The organism is Streptomyces sp. NPDC085866, assembly GCF_044541035.1.
Classification (GTDB): domain Bacteria; phylum Actinomycetota; class Actinomycetes; order Streptomycetales; family Streptomycetaceae; genus Streptomyces.
Genome location: NZ_JBITSQ010000002.1, coordinates 451,409 through 468,627, shown reverse-complemented (window position 1 = coordinate 468,627; position 17,219 = coordinate 451,409). Strand labels below are relative to the sequence as shown.

Sequence of the window (17,219 nt, the reverse complement as noted above, 5' to 3'; positions counted from 1 at the left end):
CGAGGGAAGGTTGACCCCGAGGTGTTTCCCGCCAGTTTCGAGGCCTTTAAAACCCGGCAAGGCGCCGCGGCAGGCGAAGGCGGCGGGACGTCAGTCCTTGAACCGATGCGTCAGGCCGCATTCCGCAGGGTCGTTCGGAGCCGCTCGAAGGCCGTGGGCCGCGGTCGGTCCGGCAGGAAGTCGCGGATGCGCAGGGCGCATTCCTCCGGGGAGAGCAGGCTGGTGTCCACGTCGAGGTCGTGGACGCCGTGCGAGTGCACCTGGTCGTACTGCATGGCGGCCAGCCCCGGTTGCCGGTCGCCCCGCTCGCGCTCACGGCGTTCCAGTTCGGGCAGCGGGCAGCGCACCCCGATCAGGACGGTGTCCTCGGGCACGAGCAGGCCGAGCAGGTCGAGCAGCCGCCAGCGGCGGGAGAGCGGATGGTCCACGACCACGTTGTTGCCGCCCGCGGCCATCCCGGCGACGGCACGGTGGAAGCCCTTGGCGGTGCGGTCGATCTCTGCCTGGAGGTCCTCGTCCGCTATGGGCTTGTCGCAGCGCATGGAGTGGAACGCGTCGACGGGCATGTGGAACCAGGTGCCGTCGAGCAGGTCGAGGAGCGCCCGGGCGATGCTGGACTTGCCGGAGCTGGACGTGCCGTTGAGCAGGATGACCGTGCCCCCGGCAGGGGTGACGGGGATGCGTGCGTGATCCGGGTCGGCCGTGACCCGAACCGCCTCGGTCGCCATGGTGTGGTCCTTCCGTCCGCGGGGATCCTGAGCCGGTGCGGCTTCGTGATCATCGCATGGGGCCGCCCCGGAGCCCGAGAGGATTTCGCCCCCGGTCGGCGGAAGTCGGGCCGGGCGGCGGGGAGTCGGGGTCGGGCAGGGTGCGGAACAGGAGCCAGCTCAGCACCGGCATGAGGATCAGGGGTGCCAGCGCGGTCCGCAGGAAGGTCGCGTCGGCGAGACGGCCGATGAGCGGGCCGGCCAGACCGCCGATGCTCGCCAACACCGACGACGAGCCTCCGGAGAACGTGACCGGCGGGTGGTTCTTCCCCCGTCCGGTGGGCTGGAACGGCTACCCGGCGGGCTACCGCGACAACCTCCTGGGCGCCGACTTCGACGCCGCCACCATCAAGATCAAGGACGGCGACTTCCCGTACGCCCTGGCGCACTCCATGCCGTCCGGGATCCCCTTCGACCCCGACGCCTGACGACTCCTTCGCTCCGGGAACCGGTAGCGCGCAAGCGATTACCCTGGTCATCGTGCCTGTCTCCCGCCTGCGTCGCGTCGCCGTTCTCGTGCTCGAGGGCGCGAAGCCGCTCGACGTCGGCATTCCGGCGCAGGTGTTCACGACCCGCGCAAGCATGCCGTACGAGGTGCGGGTGTGCGGCGCGGCACCCGGTCTCGTGGCCGGCGGCGACGGCCTGTCGTACCACGCCGCCCACGGTCTCGACGCGCTCGGGTGGGCCGACACCGTGTTCATCCCGGGCTACCGGTTCCCGGACCGCGAAGACCCGCCGCGGACCGTCGTCGAGGGGCTGATCGCCGCCCACGAGCGCGGTGCGCGGCTCGCCGCCATCTCGACGGGGGCCTTCGCGCTCGCCGCCACGGGCCTGCTCGACGGCAAGCGCGCCACGACGCACTGGCACTACGCACGCGCGCTCGCGGCGAAGCATCCACTCGTCCGGGTCGACGAGAACGTGCTGTTCGTCGACGAGGGCAGCGTGCTGACGTCGGCCGGGGCCGCCTCCGGGCTGGATCTGTGCCTGCACATGCTGCGCGGCGACCTCGGTGTGGCCGCCTCGAACCATGCGGCCCGGCGCCTGGTCGCGGCCCCCTACCGCAGCGGCGGTCAGGCGCAGTACGTGCCGCGCAGCGTGCCCGAGCCACTCGGCGAGCGGTTCGCCGCGACCCGCGAGTGGGCGCTGCACCGGCTCGCCGAGCCGCTCACCCTGGAGGCGCTCGCCCGGCACGCGGCCGTCTCGCCGCGCACCTTCTCCCGGCGCTTCGCCGAGGACACCGGGTACACGCCCATGCAGTGGGTCATGCGCGCCCGGATCGACCTGGCCCGTGAGCTGCTGGAACGTTCGGAACTGAGCGTGGAGAAGATCGCCGCCGATGTCGGTCTCGGCACCGGCGCGAATCTGCGGCTGCACTTCCAGCGCATCCTCGGCACCACGCCGAGCGAGTACCGGCGCACCTTCACCAAGGGCGAGTAGTCGATCACCACCTGGCGCGATCCTTTCGAACCATGGCGATCGCGCCGCTGTCCCGGTCGGCCGCTTGCCGAGACCCTGGTGGCGAACCGAAGGGACATGACTGATGACTCGCATCGCCATCAACGGATTCGGCCGCATCGGACGCAATGTGCTGCGCGCGCTGCTGGAGCGCGACAGCGATCTCGAGGTCGTCGCCGTGAACGACCTCACGGAGCCCGCCACCCTCGCACGGCTCCTCGCCTACGACACGACGGCCGGCCGGCTCGGCCGCCCCGTGACCGTCGACGGGGACACCCTTGTCGTCGACGGCCGTCGCATCAAGGTGCTCGCCGAGCGCGACCCGGCCCGGCTGCCGTGGGCCGAGCTCGGTGTCGACATCGCCCTGGAGTCGACCGGCCGCTTCACCTCGGCGAAGGCCGCCCGTGCCCACCTCGACGCGGGCGCGAAGAAGGTGCTCGTCAGCGCGCCGTCGGACGGCGCCGACGTCACACTCGCGTTCGGCGTGAACACCGACGCGTACGACCCGGCCCTGCACACGGTCGTCTCGAACGCCTCGTGCACCACCAACGCGCTCGCCCCGCTGGCCGCGGTGCTCGACGAACTCGCCGGTATCGAGCACGGGTTCATGACCACGGTGCACGCCTACACGCAGGAGCAGAACCTGCAGGACGGTCCGCACCGTGACGCGCGCCGTGCCCGTGCCGCCGCGGTCAACATCGTGCCGACCACGACGGGTGCCGCGAAGGCGATCGGTCTCGTGCTGCCGAACCTCGACGGCAAGCTGTCGGGCGACTCGATCCGCGTGCCGGTGCCGGTCGGCTCGATCGTCGAGCTCAACACGACGGTCTCCCGTGACGTGACCCGCGACGAGGTGCTGGCGGCGTACCGCACCGCGGCACAGGGCCCGCTCGCCGGCGTCCTCGAGTACTCGGACGACCCGCTGGTGTCGGCCGACATCGTGGGCAACCCGGCCTCGTCGATCTTCGACTCGGCCCTCACCCGCGTCGACGGCCGCCACATCAAGGTGGTCGCCTGGTACGACAACGAGTGGGGCTTCTCGAACCGGGTGATCGACACCCTCGAACTGCTCGCCACCCGCTGACCGAGCCCCCGGGCGGCCCCCATCCGGGGCCGCCCTTTCTTTTTTCGGCCTTCTTTCTCGGCTCTCCTTCAGCCGGCCCCGCGCAGCACACGGGACAGCCCGAGCGCGGCCGTGCGCACCGCCGGAGCCAGTTGGGCCGGTCTGAAGCGTGAGCAGGGTACGGCCACCGAGAGGGCGGCCACCGTCGTGTCGCCGGCGAAGACGGGGGCCGCGATGCAGCTCACGCCGAGCACGGCCTCCTGCTCCTCGTACGCCAGGCCCGACACCTGGATCTTCTCCAGGGCCGTGCGCAGGCGTGCCGGGTCGGTGATCGAGTGGGGGGTGAGGCTCGGCAGCGGGCCGGCGAGGACCTCCTCGGTCAGTGCGGCGCCGGAGAAGGCCAGCAGGGCCTTGCCGACGCCGGTGCAGCTCAGCGGGAGGCTGCCGCCGATGCGGGAGGGCAGCTGCAGGGCCTCGTGGCCGTGCATGCGTTCCAGGTAGACCACCTCCATGCCCTCGCGGACGCCGAGGTGGACGGTCTCGCGGGTGGCCTCGAACAGGTCCTGCAGGAAGGGCAGGGCGCTCTCGCGCAGATCGCGTCGGCGCGGCACGAGGGAGCCCAGTTCGAACAGCTTCGCGCCGAGCCGGTACTGCGGCCCCGACCGCTCCAGCCAGCCCAGCCCGACGAGGTCGGCCGCCAGCCGGTGCACCGTCGGCTTCGGCAGACCGGTCCGCTCCGAAAGTTCCGAGAGACGGTACGGGCCGCCGCTCGGGGTGAAACATTCGAGGATGAGCGCGGCCTTTTCCAGCATGTTGCCCGCTGCGCTGTTCCGTGACATGGAACAAAGTTTGGCCCATCCGAGGGGTGCTGTCTAAAACGGTGTGCACACCGGGGGACGTAGTTCGTACGTCCGCCCGCTCCCCCACCGCTCCGCTGGAGGCAACCGTGTCGACCGTGCCCGACCCCGTCCGCCCGGACGCGCATCCACCGGCCGTGGTCGAGGCCGCCGATCTGCTGGAGACGGCCGCCCGGACCCGGGCCGCCTGTCCTCCGGTACGGACGCTGCTGGACGCCGGCGACCTCGATGCCGCGTACGCCGTGCAGCAGCTCAACGTCCGCCGCGGCCTGGCCGCCGGCCGCCGTCTCGTCGGCCGGAAGATCGGCCTGACCTCGCCGGCCGTGCAGCGTCAACTCGGCGTGGACCAACCCGACTTCGGCGCACTGTTCGCGGACATGGCCGTACCGGACGGCGGCGAGGTGTCCGCGGGGCGACTGCTGCAGCCCAAGGTGGAGGCCGAGGTCGCGCTCGTGCTCGGCCGCGATCTGCCGCACCCCGCGTGCACGGTCGTCGACGTGCTGCGCGCGGTCGACTTCGCGCTGCCCGCCCTGGAGATCGTCGACAGCCGGGTGCAGGGGTGGGACATCTCCCTCGTCGACACCGTCGCCGACAACGCCTCCTGTGGTCTGTACGTCCTGGGCGGCACCCCCGTACCGCTGACCGGGATCGACCTGCGTGCCGTGACGATGACCATGACCCGGGGCGGTGCGACCGTCTCCGAGGGCACCGGCACCGACTGCCTCGGCGGCCCCCTCAACGCGGCGGTCTGGCTGGCCTCGGCGCTCGCGGAGCGGGGGGATCCGCTGCGGGCGGGCGACCTGGTGCTGACCGGTGCGCTCGGTCCGATGGCGCCCGCCGCGCCGGGAGACGTGTTCGAGGCCCGGATCTCCGGTCTGGGCTCTGTGCGGGTCGGCTTCGCCCAGGAAGGAGAACGCCGGTGAGCACCAAGGTCGCCGTCATAGGCTCCGGCAACATCGGCACCGACCTGATGATCAAGGTCCTGCGCCTGTCCGAGAGCCTGGACATCGTCGCGATGGCCGGGATCGACCCGGAGTCCGACGGCCTCGCCCGCGCCCGCCGGCTGAAGGTCGCCACCACCCACGAAGGCGTCGAGGGGCTGGTCGCCCTGGACGAGTTCGCCGACGTGGAGATCGTCTTCGACGCCACGTCCGCCGGCGCCCACCGCCACCACGACGAGATGCTGCGCCCGTTGGGCCGCACGCTCGTCGACCTCACCCCCGCCGCCCTCGGCCCCTACGTGGTCCCGCCGGTCAACGGCGACGCCCATCTCGACGCCCCGAACGTCAACATGGTCACCTGCGGCGGCCAGGCCACCATCCCGATCGTCGCCGCCGTGAACGCGGTCACCCGGGTCCACTACGGCGAGATCGTCGCCTCCATCGCGTCCCGCTCCGCCGGCCCCGGCACCCGGGCGAACATCGACGAGTTCACCGAGACCACCTCCTCCGCCGTCGAACAGGTGGGCGGCGCAGCCCGCGGCAAGGCGATCATCGTCCTCAACCCGGCCGAACCCCCGCTGATCATGCGGGACACCGTGCACTGTCTGGTCTCCGACTGCGCCACCGAGGACGTCACCGCCTCGGTCGAGGAGATGGTGGGCCGGGTGCAGGCGTACGTGCCCGGCTACCGGCTCAAGCAGAAGGTGCAGTTCGAGCGCGTGGCCGCCGACGACCCGCTGCGCGCCCTCGCCCCGGGTACGGGTGAGGCCCTGAGGGTGTCCGTCTTCCTGGAGGTCGAGGGCGCCGCCCACTACCTCCCGGCCTACGCCGGAAATCTCGACATCATGACCTCGGCCGCCCTGCGCACCGCGGAACGCATGGCCGCCCGGCACAGCAAGGAGGTGGCCGAGTGACCACTCTCCACGTCCAGGACGTGACCCTGCGGGACGGCATGCACGCCGTCCGGCACCGCTACACCGTCGACCAGGCCCGCGCGATCGCCGTCGCCCTCGACACGGCCGGCGTGGCCGCGATCGAGATCGCCCACGGCGACGGGCTGGCCGGCTCCAGCATCAACTACGGCGTCGGCGCCCACACCGACTGGGAGTGGATCGAGGCCGTCTCCGACGCGACCCGGCACGCCGTGCCCACGACCCTGCTGCTGCCCGGCATCGGCACGGTCCACGACCTCAGGCAGGCGCACTCCCTCGGCATCCGTTCGGTGCGCGTCGCCACCCACTGCACCGAGGCCGACATCTCCGCCCAGCACATCGCCGCCGCACGGGAGCTGGGCATGGACGTCGCCGGGTTCCTGATGATGTCGCACCTGGCCGAACCGGCCGAACTGGCCCGCCAGGCAAGGCTCATGGAGTCGTACGGCGCCCACTGCGTCTACGTCACCGACTCCGGCGGCCGCCTCACCATGGACGGCGTCCGCGACCGCTTCCGCGCCTACCGCGACGTCCTCGACCCGGCCACCGAACTCGGCATCCACGCCCACCACAACCTCGCCCTCGGCGTCGCCAACACCGTCGTCGCCGTCGAGGAGGGCGCCATCCGTGTCGACGCCTCCCTCGCCGGGCAGGGTGCGGGGGCGGGCAACTGTCCGCTGGAGGCGTTCGTCGCGGTCGCCGATCTGATGGGCTGGGAGCACGGCTGCGACCTGTTCCCGCTGATGGACGCCGCCGACGACCTGGTACGACCGCTGCAGGACCGTGAGGTGCGGGTGGACCGGGAGACGCTGAGCCTCGGCTACGCGGGCGTGTACTCCAGTTTCCTGCGCCACGCCGAGAGCGCCGCCGCCCGATACGGCCTCGACACCCGCAGCATCCTGGTCGAGGTCGGCCGGCGGGGCATGGTCGGCGGCCAGGAGGACATGATCACGGACGTCGCGCTGGACCTGGTGGCCCGCGCGGAGAGTGCGTCCTGACCGGAGAGCGAGTCACGACACCTGAGGGTCCGGTAGCGGTGCCGTGGCAGGATGAGTCGCCGTAAGTGCACCGCAGTCAGTCCGTGAGGTTGTGTCGTGGCATCGAAGCCCGTGGTCCGCGAGCCGATCCGGAGCAACGCCCGGTCCAACCGGGCGCGGATCCTGGCCACCGCCCGGCAGGAACTGGGCCGGAACCCCGATGTCACGCTGGAGGAGATCGCCCGGGCCGCGGGTGTGGTGCGCCGTACCCTGTTCGGCCACTTCCCCGGGCGCGCGGCCCTGGTCGAGGCGATCGCCGAGGAGGCCGCCGAGGCCCTGCAGGCCGCCGTGGCACGGCAGCCCGACGCGGCCGAGCCGCCCGAGCGGGCGCTGGCCCGTTTCGTCCTCACCATCTGGCCGGTGGGCGACCGCTACCGCCTGCTGCTGGCGCTGGCCCGCCAGGACCTGGGCATGGAGCGGGTGTCCGAGGTGCTGTCCCCGGCCCGTGAGAAGGCCGCGGTCATCGTGGAGCGCGGACAGCGGCAGGGCGTCTTCCACGACCACCTGCCGCCGGCCGTGCTGAACGCCGGCCTGGAGGCGCTGACCCTGTCCCTGCTGGAGAGCGTCAACGCGGGGGCGTGGGAGGACGACGGCACCCGCACGGCCGTCGCCACGCTGGTCGCGGCGGGCGTACCGGAGCGACAGGCGGCCGACGTGGTCGAGGCGGTCGCCGCGCAGGCCCGCGAAGAGGCGGCCGACCAGGGCCAGGTCAGGCATTCGGGGAGTCCGGCCGGAAGGTGACCGTACGGCCGGTGAAGTGGGCGTCGACACCGCTCGCCGTCGGCGTGAGCGATCGCAGGCGGAGTCCGTCGGGAATGTTCCGGAGCGGGATCGGGTCGGCGAAGATGCTGCCGAGCAGGGCCTGCGCCGGACCGGACAGGGCTCCGTCGGCGGCATGGAAGTCGGTGAACGAGATGCGGTTGCCGGAGACGGCCGAGACGGCCGCGCTCACGGTGACCTCGCCGCCCAGGGGGAGATCGACGGCTGCCCGGACCCGGCCCGGCTCGCTGTCCTGGGAGAGGCGCAGACCGAGCGCGTCTGACAGGTCCCCGTAGGAGAGGAACGCGGTCGCGTCGACGGCGCGTGCGCGGGCCTCGCCGGCGTCGCCGGAGGCCTTCAGATCGTCGACGCCGATGGTGAGTCGCGTGATGGGCAGCGGCCGGGCCGAGCCGTGCGCGGGGATGTCGTGGGCGGTGATGTCCACGTGCCGCAGGGTGCCGGAGGCCAGCTGGGTGAGCACCGGGAAGCCGCTGACGTGGACCGAGGGCCGGTTCGGGGTGTCCATGCCGTCCTGGAACGCCCTGGCCGTGCGACTCTCCGCGTGGCCCGCGGCGAACCGGTCGACCCCCACGGCGGTCACCACCAGCGCGGCCAGGGACGCGGCGACGGCGATCACGAGCCTTCGGCGTCGCCCGGGGAGCGGTGGGCCGGCGTACGCGGAGCCGTCGCCGTAGGCGGGTTCGGTGTCGTACGAGGACCGGTGCACGGGCTTCCTCCAGGGGATGTGAGCGTTCAGGCGCCGATGCGCTCGGGCGGGCGGAGCCGGTCGACGTGCGCTGCGGCGAGGTCACCGTCGACCCCCACAGCGATGAGGGCTGCGGCCGCGGTGCGCGTGCCGTCGTCGGACCACGTGCCGTTGTTGACCCAGTCGAGCAGCGCCAGGACGTAGGCCTCCAGGGCGCGGCCGAGCGCGGTCGCCGGAACGTTGGCGTGAAACACGTCTTGCCGCTGACCTGCGGAGATGATCGCGGTCACGGTGGCACGGGCCGGGCCTAGGACGCAGTCCACGTGTTTTGCGGCCAGGTCCTGGGGGGCGAGGCGCAGCAGCATGCGGTAGCGGTCACCGACCGGCCACAGGGTCAGCACGAATCGTGTCAGGGCGGTGGTCACGTCCGGTATCGGGAGCGCGATCTCGGTGAGCGCGTCCCGCAGCGCCTGCGCAGCGTCCTCGACGAGCCCCTCGACGAGCGCGGACCGGCCGGAGAAGTGCCCGTAGACGGTACGACGGGCCACCCCGGCGGCCGCGGCGATGTCACCCAGGCTGCTCTCGGGGTCGCGCCCCAGCTCCTGTCGGGCCGCTTCGAGGATGCGGGCTCGCGTCGTCTGCGGCCGGCGTCGGCGGCCGGACAGGTCGGGTCGGTCGATCACGTCGGGACCTCCGGTCGGCGGGGGGATCGATTCACTGCACATCGACGAGCAAGTAATACTTGCACACTGACGAGCAACAAACTAGTCTGCACATCGCTGGGCAATTAACTGCCCGCGGCGCCCGGGCCACACCCCGCACTGCTTCCGCCACCCCGCCCCGAGGCTGCCGCTTCACCCTCTAGGAGCTTGTGATGCCGCTCGTCGCCAACACGCCGGTCGAGAAGACGGACGGGCCTCATCCCCGGCGCTGGTTCGCGCTGGTGGTGCTGTGCCTGAGCCTGCTGATCGTGGTCATGGCCAACACGTCCCTGATCGTGGCGGCCCCCGACATGACCCAGGACCTGCAGCTCAGCAGCAGTGACCTGCAGTGGGTCATCGACGGCTACACCGTCCCCTACGCCGCGCTGATGCTCGTACTCGGCTCGATCGGCGACAAGTACAGCCGCCGGGGCGCCCTCGTCACGGGTCTGCTGATCTTCGCGGGCGGCGCTGTGATGGGCAGCCAGGTCGACAGGACGGACCTGGTGATCACCGCCCGCGCCGTCATGGGTGTCGGCGCGGCGGTGGTCATGCCGGCCACGCTCTCCCTGCTGGTGGCGATCTTCCCGAAGCGTGAGCGGGCCCGAGCCATCACCGCCTGGACCGCCACCTCGGGTCTCGCCATCGCCGTCGGCCCGCTGCTCGCCGGATGGCTGCTGCGGGACCACACTTGGGGCTCGACCTTCCTGATCAACGTGCCGATCGCCGTCGCCGCCGTCATCGGCGCGTTCGTGCTGGTGCCGCCGTCGAAGGCGGCGGGCATGGGCCGGATCGACTACGTCGGCGGCCTGCTCTCGATGATCTCCGTCGGTTCCCTGGTGTACGCCATCATCGAGGGCCCGCACTTCGGCTGGGGCACCGGTCCCGTCACCGCGGCCGTGGTCTCCGGCGTGGGCCTCGTGGCCTTCGTGCTCTGGGAGCTGAAGCACCCGAGCCCGATGCTGGACGTCCGCAAGTTCGGGCTGCGGCCCTTCAGCGGCTCGATGATCGCGGTTCTGTTCTTCTTCTTCGGCGCCTTCGGCTCGCTCTACTACTCCACGCAGTTCCTGCAGTTCGTCCTCGGCTACGACCCGCTGCAGACCGGCGTTCGCCTGCTGCCGCTGGCCGCTGCCGTATTCGTCGGCGCCGCGGTGACCGGCCGGCTGACCCCGAAGCTCGGCGTGAAGGCGATGGTCGTGCCCGGCATGCTCATCGGTACCGTGGCCGTGTTCCTGCTCACCCGCGTCGACCGGGGCTCGGCGTACACCGACTTCCTGCCCACGCTGCTGATGCTCGGCTTCGCGATCGGCCTGAGCGTCTCCCCCGCCACCGACACGATCATGGGATCCTTCCCCGAGTCCGAACTGGGCGTCGGCGGTGGCGCCAACGACACGTCCCTGGAGCTCGGCGGCTCCCTCGGCATCGCCATCCTGGGCTCGCTGCTGGCCACGGCCTACAAGGACAAGCTGGGCGACCTGGTCGGCGGGCACCTCCCGGCCGCCGCGCTGGACAGCGCGAAGGAGTCCGTGGGGGCCGGACTCGCGGTCGCGGAGCAGGTCGCGAAGACCCCGTCCGGCGGCCCCCAGCAGGCCCAGGCCCTGGTGGACGCGGTCCACGAGTCCTTCGCCCACGGCGTCGCCCGGACCAGCCTCGTCGGCGGGATCATCATGGCCGCCGGCACCTTGATCGTCCTGGCCGTCCTGCCCGGTCGCAGGGCCGACGAGAAGCACCGTCAGGAGAACCCTGAAGAGGCCGGGAAGGAGCGCGCGGAAGTCGCCTGACGCTTCACCCCCTGGACGGGCCGTGCCTTGAGCGACGCACGGCCCGGGGACGGTGCCGGGAAGGGACGCCCGGCACCGTCCCCTTTTTGCGTGCGGAAGTCGGCGCCGACGCCTTGACCGGGCCGATCGGTGACGGCGCCATTCGAGTGATCCGAAACGCGCCCCCGTACCGCGGGGAGCCAGGGATCACAGGGCCGTCGGGCATTTCGCGTCGAACGGTGGTCGATTTCGAAGTGGCAACCTCGCGGTGGCCGACCGAAACTGAACCCGGCGGTTCGTGATCAGCAAGGAGCACGCGCCCGATCAAGGAGCACGCGCCCGATCCAGACGTCTTCCAGGAGATCGCATGGTGGAGCAGTCCTCCGAGGTTCATATAACTGGGCCGGACGAAGCAGTAGCCGCCAGGCAGAACAGTTCCGGCCCGTCGAGGACAGACACCGAGAAGAGACTCGCGGAAGTACTGGCCGACGTATCGAGCGTCGAACACGTTCCGGTCGACAGCCACTTCTTCACCGACCTCGGTGCCAACTCCTTGGTGATGGCCCAGTTCTGTGCGCGGGTCAGGAAAATACCGGATCTGCCGTCGGCGTCCATGAAGGACATATACCGGCACCCCACGATCCGGAGCCTGGCAGCGGCTCTCGCGGAGGCCACTCCCGCTCCCGCTCCCGCCGATGCACCGGTCCCGGCCTCACCGCCGCCGCAGCCGACGCCGACACACAGGGCGAACCATGTCCTCTGCGGAGCACTCCAACTGCTGATTTTCCTGGTGTACTCCCTTGTCGCCGGATTCGCCGCAGCCCGGGGCTACGACTGGATCGCCGCCGGCCAGGGCCTGGTCCACATCTATCTGCGATCGCTGCTCTTCGGCGGCATCGGTTTCGTGGCCCTGTGCCTGTTCCCGGTGCTCGCCAAATGGATCCTCATCGGCCGTTGGAAACCGGTGGAGATACCTGTCTGGAGTCTGTCCTATCTGCGCTTCTGGTTCGTGAAGGTGCTGCTCCACGGCAATCCGATGATTCTCTTCATCGGCAATCCGCTGTACGTGCTCTACCTTCGGGCACTCGGCGCGCACATCGGCAAGGGAGTCACGATCCTCTCCCACTCCGTCCCGGTCTGCACCGACCTGCTGACCATCGGCGACGGTACGGTGATCCGCAAGGATGCGTTCTTCCTCGGCTATCGGGCGCACGCGGGTCGTATCCAGACCGGCCGGATCACACTGGGCCGCGACGTGTTCATCGGGGAGAAGACCGTCCTCGACATCGACACGACGATGGGCGACGGAGCCCAGCTGGGTCACTCGTCCGCCCTGTACCGCGGCCAGGCGGTCCCGGACGGCGAGCACTGGCACGGGACCCCGGCACAGCCCACGGAGATCGACTACGTCAGGGTCGCGCCGGCCAAGTGCGGTACTCCGCGCCGGACCTGGTTCGGCCTCGTCAGCCTGCTCCAGTTGTTCCTCCTCTACATACCGCTGGCCGTCGGCGGGGTGTACATGCTGTTCACCGAGATTCCGGCGATCGGCAAGCGACTCGGCCCTCACAGACTCTCGTGGTCGGAACTGATCGCCGACTCGCTGGGCCTGTCCCTCGTCCTGTTCCTGGGCTTCCTCGTCCTGGGCGCCGTCACCTTGTTCTCCGTTCCGCGCCTGCTGAGTGCGGCCATCAAGCCCGACCGGGTGTATCCGCTCTACGGATTCCACTACGCGCTGCAGTTGGCGACGGCACGCATGACGAACATCAAGTTCTTCAAGTGGCTCTTCGGCGACAGCTCCTACATCGTGTACTACCTTCGCGCTCTCGGATACGACCTGTCCCACGTCGAGCAGACCGGGTCGAACTTCGGTACCGAGGTGCAGCACGAGACCCCGTATCTGGTCTCCGTCGGCAGCGGAACGATGGTGGCCGACGGACTCTCCATCGTGAACGCGGACTTCTCCAGCACGTCTTTCCGGGTGTCCCGGGCTTCGATCGGACCGCACAACTTCCTCGGGAACAACATCGCCTATCCCGCGGGCGGCAGGACGGGTGACAACTGCCTGCTCGCGACGAAGGTGATGATTCCCCTCGACGGTGAGGTACGCGAAGGCGTAGGGCTCCTCGGTTCGCCCTGCTTCGAGATTCCGCGATCGGTGGAGCGCGACTCGCGGTTCGACGACCTCAGGACCGGAGACACGTTCCATGGCCGTCTCGCCGCGAAGAACCGCTACAACCTCCGCTCGATGCTCTTCCATCTGTTCGTGAGATGGCTGCACACCTTTTTGCTCACGGCATTCGGGCTTGCTTCCGTCGACGTCTACGGTGTGCTCGGACATGTGGTGATCGCCACGTATCTGGCGCTCACGCTCGCGTTCTCCACCCTCTACTACGTCCTGCTGGAGCGCTGCATCGCCTCGTTCCGTGCGCTGCGCCCTCGGTTGTGCTCCATCTACGACCCGTACTTCTGGTGGCACGAGCGCCTGTGGAAGGTGCCGGACCAGTACCTCAACATCTTCAACGGAACCCCGTTCAAGAGCCTGGTCTGGCGGCTGCTGGGCGTACGCATCGGCAACAGGGTGTTCGACGACGGCTGCTACCTGACGGAGCGGACGCTCACCACCATCGGCGACGACTGCACCCTCAACGCCGGGAGCAAGATCCAGTGCCACTCGCAGGAGGACGGCACCTTCAAGTCCGACGGCACCACGCTCGGCACCGGCTGCACGCTGGGCGTCGCCGCCCATGTGCACTACGGCGTGACGATGGGCGACGGTGCGGTGCTGGCGCCCGACTCCTTCCTCATGAAGGGCGAGGAGGTCCCCGCACACGCTCGGTGGGGCGGCAACCCCGCCGTGGACATGCCGGATGCCGCCGAACAGCTCTGCGGCAGGGACCGGACAACATCACCCTCTTCGGCCGACGCCTCCGCGGCGACCGTGAGTTGAGGGAGGTCATTCGATGGGAGCGCGCGTGGAAGCGGACCGGGAGTTCTGGAGCCGTGTGCTGACCGCCGGCGGTACGACCGCGGTGCCACGGTGGGTTCGGGAGCCGGTTCCCGGAACGGCGGAGCACGAGGTGTCGGTGCCGGACGACGTGGCGGACGCGGCCCGCGGGCTGGTGCGGCAGTTGGCGGTACCGGTCAGCGCACTGCTGCTGGCCGCGCACGCCAAGGTGCTGGCCGCGCTGTCCGGCGAGCAGGACGTGGTGACGGGCTACGCCGCCGGGGTGCGGGGCGAGCCGCTGCCGTGCCGCCTGTCGGTGCCCTCCGGGTCCTGGCGCGCACTGGTGTCGACCGCTCAGCACGCCGAGGCGGAGCTGCTGGCGCACCGGGAGTTCCCGGTGGACGAGCTGTGCCGGGAGCTGGGAACGGCTGAGCCGTCGTACGAGGTCGTGTTCGGTCCCCGGGGAGGTGCCGAGAACACGCTGGTCGACGACGGCGTGCTGCAGGTGCGCTGGTCCGACCGGGACGGGCGGCTGAGGCTGCGGCTCCGGTACCGCACCGACGTCCTGGACGCCACGAGTGCGGCCCGGATCGGCGGCTATCACCTGACGGCGCTGCGGCTGATGACGGCCGACGTGGACGCCGAGCACACGCGGCAGAGTCTGCTGTCGGACGACGAGGTGCAGGAGCAGCTCGAAGAGCTGGCCGGGCCCCGCCGGGAGCTTCCGGACGCGCGCGCACACGAACTGTTCGAACAGCGGGCACGGGCGCATCCGGAAGCGGTGGCGGCCGTGTACGGCGAGCAGGAGTGGACGTACGCAGAACTCAACGCGCGCGCGAACCGGCTGGCGCGGGCCCTGCTGAAGCGGGGGCTGGGCCGCGAGGACGTGGTGGCCGTGGTCACCGAGCGCAACCTCGACTGGATGGCCGCGACCCTGGCGGTGTTCAAGGCGGGCGGCGCTTACCTGCCGATCGAGCCGCACTTCCCGGCCGACCGCATCGTGGCAACGTTGTCGCGCGCGGGGTGCCGGCTGGTCCTGACCGAATCCGGCAGCACCCACACCCTCGACCAGGCCCTGGCCACCCTGCCCGGGGTCGAGAAGGTGCTGATCGAGGGGGCGTACGCGGAAGGGCACGCCGACGGTGACGTCGGCGTGCGGGTCGACGCCGACCAGCTGGCCTACATCTACTTCACGTCCGGCTCCACCGGCGAGCCGAAGGGGGCGATGTGCGAGCACGCGGGCATGCTCAACCATCTCCACGCCAAGATCGACGACTTGGGGATCGGCGAGGGCTGCGTGGTGGCGCAGACCGCCCCGCAGTGCTTCGACATCTCGCTGTGGCAGCTGGTGTCCTCGCTGCTGGTGGGCGGGCGGACGCTGCTGGTCGGCCAGGACGTGATCGTGGACGTGGAGCGGTTCGTCGACACGCTGGTCGGCGGCCGGGCCGGTGTGGCGCAGGTCGTGCCCTCCTATCTGGAGGTCGTGGTCTCGTACCTGGAGCAGCATCCCCGCGCGCTGCCGGACCTGCGGTGTGTGTCGGTGACCGGTGAGGCGCTGAAACGGGAACTGGTCCAGCGCTGGTTCGCGATCCAGCCGGGGATCAGGCTGGTCAACGCCTATGGATTGACCGAGACTTCGGACGACACCAACCACGAGATCATGGACACCGTGCCCGAGCGGGTTCTGCTGGGGCGTGCGGTCAACAACGTGCACGTCCATGTCGTGGACGAGCATCTTTCGTTGGTGCCGCTGGGCGCCCCAGGTCTGATCGCCTTCTCCGGTGTATGTGTGGGCCGGGGGTACGTCAACGATCCCGAGCGGACCCGTGAGGCCTATCGCGAGGACCCGTTCCGGCCGGGCGAGCGGCTCTACCTCGGGGGTGACTGGGGGCGCTGGCACCCGGGCGGCAAGCTGGAGTTCCTCGGCCGCCGGGACAACCAGGTCAAGATCCGCGGCTTCCGCATCGAGATCGGCGAGATCGAGAACACGCTGCTGCGGGTACCCGGGGTGCGGGACGGTGCGGTGGTCGTCGCCGAGCGGGCCGGCCGGAGCAAGCATCTGATCGCCTTCTACGCGGGCCGGCGTCTGGAGACCGACGTGCTGCGCGAGGCGCTGGGTGCGGCCCTGCCCGCCTACATGGTCCCCTCGGCCTTCCACTGGCAGGCCGGCCTGCCGCTGACCGCCAACGGCAAGATCGACAGGAAGGCGCTCACCGCCCTGGCCGCGCAGCCGGAACCTTCCGTGCCCGGCGAGCACGAGAGCGCCCCGCTCACCCCGACCGAGCGGAAGCTGGCGGCGGTCTGGGCCGATCTGCTGGGCGTCCCCGAGGACCGGATCGGCCGCGAGGACCACTTCTTCGACTCCGGGGGCACCTCCCTGACGGCGGTCAAACTCACCCTCGCGCTGGACCGCGCGGTGTCCCTGAAGGACATCACCCGGCACCCGGTGCTCGCCGACCTGGCGGACCTCCTCGACGGCACGCCCCGACGCCACCCGGAACTGCTGCAGCCGCTGACGGCGGCGGGCGGTGCCAAGGAGTGCGCACTGGTGTGCTTCCCCTACGCGGGCGGCAACGCGGTCAACTACCAGCCGATGGCGAGCGTGTTGGCGGGACGCGGCCTGGCGGTCCTCGCGGTGGACCTGCCCGGTCACGACCTGGCCGCGCACCCCGAGCCGTTCGCGTCGATCGAGCAGGTGGCGGAGCGGGTCGCCGCCGAGATCACCGCGCGTGGCCTGACCCGGGTCCTGCTGTGGGGCCACTCGTCGGGCGCCGCACCGGCGTTGGAGACGGCCAGGAGACTCCAGGAGCACGGTGTGGAGGTGCTGCGCGTGTTCCTCGGCGCGCAGTTGCTCGGCACAGCCGCCGACCGGTACGCCGCCGTCGGCGAACTGACGAGCCGGAGCAACGCCGAGATCGCCGCACGGCTGACCGCCGACAGCGGCTACACCGAACTCGCGGAACTGAACGCGCAGCACGCCGAGCACATCGGTGCCGCCTACCTGCACGACTGCGCGTCCGCGCACCGCTACTTCTGCGCCGCGCTGGACGGGCCGCCGCCGGTGAAGCTGTCCGTGCCGGTCTCGGTGGTCGTCGCCGCCGACGATCCGCACACGGCAGGCCACGCCCACCACTACCGGGACTGGCTGCTCCTGGCCGAGCACGTCGATCTGCACGAGCTGACCGACGGCGGCCACTACTTCACGCGCACCCGTCCGGCCGAGGCAGCACAGGCCGTCCTGGGTGTCGTGGCTCCGCTGGCCTCCTCCTGAGCCGCGCAGAGCCTCCAAACGGGCAA

Annotated in this window: 14 protein-coding genes and 1 pseudogene; 10 read left to right on the top strand and 5 right to left on the bottom strand. The window is 70.7% G+C overall.

What is annotated here, in order from left to right; translation table 11 throughout:
* Window positions 1–110: 110 nt before the first annotated feature.
* Both ACIF83_RS05490 and ACIF83_RS05485 read right to left on the bottom strand, forming a co-directional pair.
* Window positions 111–728, bottom strand: coding sequence for an AAA family ATPase (locus ACIF83_RS05490; RefSeq protein ID WP_393477266.1), 618 nt, complete (start codon window positions 726–728; stop codon window positions 111–113).
* 49 nt (window positions 729–777) lie between these two features.
* A complete protein-coding gene (locus ACIF83_RS05485; RefSeq protein WP_393477267.1) occupies window positions 778–993 on the bottom strand; it encodes a hypothetical protein in 216 nt (71 codons plus the stop codon).
* Between ACIF83_RS05485 and ACIF83_RS05480 the strand changes: the two are divergent.
* The 3 genes and pseudogenes from ACIF83_RS05480 to gap all read left to right on the top strand — a co-directional run.
* Window positions 986–1,195: pseudogene (locus tag ACIF83_RS05480) on the top strand (hypothetical protein); the annotation flags it as partial. The gene ACIF83_RS05485 and the pseudogene ACIF83_RS05480 overlap by 8 nt on opposite strands.
* Before the next feature lie 52 nt (window positions 1,196–1,247).
* Window positions 1,248–2,204, top strand: coding sequence for a GlxA family transcriptional regulator (locus ACIF83_RS05475; protein WP_399723611.1), 957 nt, complete (start codon window positions 1,248–1,250; stop codon window positions 2,202–2,204).
* A gap of 103 nt (window positions 2,205–2,307) precedes the next feature.
* Complete coding sequence (gene gap / locus ACIF83_RS05470) at window positions 2,308–3,306, top strand: type I glyceraldehyde-3-phosphate dehydrogenase (protein WP_399723609.1); 999 nt, start codon at window positions 2,308–2,310, stop codon at window positions 3,304–3,306.
* Between the two features lie 68 nt (window positions 3,307–3,374).
* On the opposite strand, the gene ACIF83_RS05465 is transcribed toward gap, so the two are convergent.
* Window positions 3,375–4,097, bottom strand: a complete 723-nt coding sequence (locus tag ACIF83_RS05465; protein ID WP_393477538.1) for an IclR family transcriptional regulator — start codon at window positions 4,095–4,097, stop codon at window positions 3,375–3,377.
* 143 nt (window positions 4,098–4,240) lie between these two features.
* Here ACIF83_RS05465 and mhpD point away from each other — a divergent pair, with 143 nt between their 5' ends.
* The 4 genes from mhpD to ACIF83_RS05445 all read left to right on the top strand — a co-directional run bounded on the left by mhpD (window position 4,241) and on the right by ACIF83_RS05445 (window position 7,793).
* Window positions 4,241–5,065 carry a 2-keto-4-pentenoate hydratase gene (gene mhpD, locus ACIF83_RS05460; protein WP_393477275.1) on the top strand — a complete coding sequence of 275 codons (825 nt, stop codon included), beginning with the start codon at window positions 4,241–4,243 and terminating at the stop codon, window positions 5,063–5,065.
* Window positions 5,062–5,997 (top strand): acetaldehyde dehydrogenase (acetylating), encoded by a 936-nt coding sequence (locus ACIF83_RS05455; RefSeq protein WP_398138097.1) that lies wholly within the window; start codon window positions 5,062–5,064, stop codon window positions 5,995–5,997. Before mhpD ends, ACIF83_RS05455 begins: the two co-directional genes overlap by 4 nt.
* Window positions 5,994–7,013: a 4-hydroxy-2-oxovalerate aldolase gene (gene dmpG / locus ACIF83_RS05450; protein WP_393477280.1), complete on the top strand. Its 1,020-nt coding sequence runs from the start codon at window positions 5,994–5,996 to the stop codon at window positions 7,011–7,013. The genes ACIF83_RS05455 and dmpG overlap by 4 nt, the downstream gene beginning before the upstream one ends.
* Window positions 7,014–7,109: 96 nt before the next feature.
* Window positions 7,110–7,793, top strand: coding sequence for a TetR/AcrR family transcriptional regulator (locus ACIF83_RS05445; protein ID WP_398138095.1), 684 nt, complete (start codon window positions 7,110–7,112; stop codon window positions 7,791–7,793).
* On the opposite strand, the gene ACIF83_RS05440 is transcribed toward ACIF83_RS05445, so the two are convergent.
* A complete protein-coding gene (locus tag ACIF83_RS05440) occupies window positions 7,762–8,538 on the bottom strand; it encodes a DUF2993 domain-containing protein (RefSeq protein ID WP_399723607.1) in 777 nt (258 codons plus the stop codon). The two genes, ACIF83_RS05445 and ACIF83_RS05440, sit on opposite strands and share 32 nt — an antisense overlap.
* Before the next feature lie 26 nt (window positions 8,539–8,564).
* On the bottom strand, window positions 8,565–9,200 hold the full coding sequence (locus ACIF83_RS05435; RefSeq protein WP_399723605.1) for a TetR/AcrR family transcriptional regulator: 636 nt from the start codon (window positions 9,198–9,200) through the stop codon (window positions 8,565–8,567).
* Window positions 9,201–9,391: 191 nt separating this feature from the next.
* On the opposite strand from ACIF83_RS05435, the gene ACIF83_RS05430 reads away from it, so the two are divergent.
* The 3 genes from ACIF83_RS05430 to ACIF83_RS05420 all read left to right on the top strand — a co-directional run bounded on the left by ACIF83_RS05430 (window position 9,392) and on the right by ACIF83_RS05420 (window position 17,193).
* Window positions 9,392–10,999: an MFS transporter gene (locus ACIF83_RS05430; protein WP_399723603.1), complete on the top strand. Its 1,608-nt coding sequence runs from the start codon at window positions 9,392–9,394 to the stop codon at window positions 10,997–10,999.
* Window positions 11,000–11,345: 346 nt separating this feature from the next.
* Window positions 11,346–13,925 (top strand): Pls/PosA family non-ribosomal peptide synthetase, encoded by a 2,580-nt coding sequence (locus ACIF83_RS05425; RefSeq protein WP_399723601.1) that lies wholly within the window; start codon window positions 11,346–11,348, stop codon window positions 13,923–13,925.
* 13 nt (window positions 13,926–13,938) lie between these two features.
* Window positions 13,939–17,193 carry an amino acid adenylation domain-containing protein gene (locus ACIF83_RS05420; RefSeq protein ID WP_399723599.1) on the top strand — a complete coding sequence of 1,085 codons (3,255 nt, stop codon included), beginning with the start codon at window positions 13,939–13,941 and terminating at the stop codon, window positions 17,191–17,193.
* The last annotated feature ends 26 nt before the right edge of the window (window positions 17,194–17,219 follow it).

Coding starts and splice junctions, on each gene's coding strand:
- ACIF83_RS05490 (WP_393477266.1), bottom strand. CDS start 728: ATGGCGACCGAGGCGGTTCGGGTCACGGCCGACCCGGATCACGCACGC.
- gap (WP_399723609.1), top strand. CDS start 2,308: ATGACTCGCATCGCCATCAACGGATTCGGCCGCATCGGACGCAATGTG.
- ACIF83_RS05465 (WP_393477538.1), bottom strand. CDS start 4,097: ATGCTGGAAAAGGCCGCGCTCATCCTCGAATGTTTCACCCCGAGCGGC.
- ACIF83_RS05430 (WP_399723603.1), top strand. CDS start 9,392: ATGCCGCTCGTCGCCAACACGCCGGTCGAGAAGACGGACGGGCCTCAT.
- ACIF83_RS05425 (WP_399723601.1), top strand. CDS start 11,346: ATGGTGGAGCAGTCCTCCGAGGTTCATATAACTGGGCCGGACGAAGCA.
- ACIF83_RS05420 (WP_399723599.1), top strand. CDS start 13,939: ATGGGAGCGCGCGTGGAAGCGGACCGGGAGTTCTGGAGCCGTGTGCTG.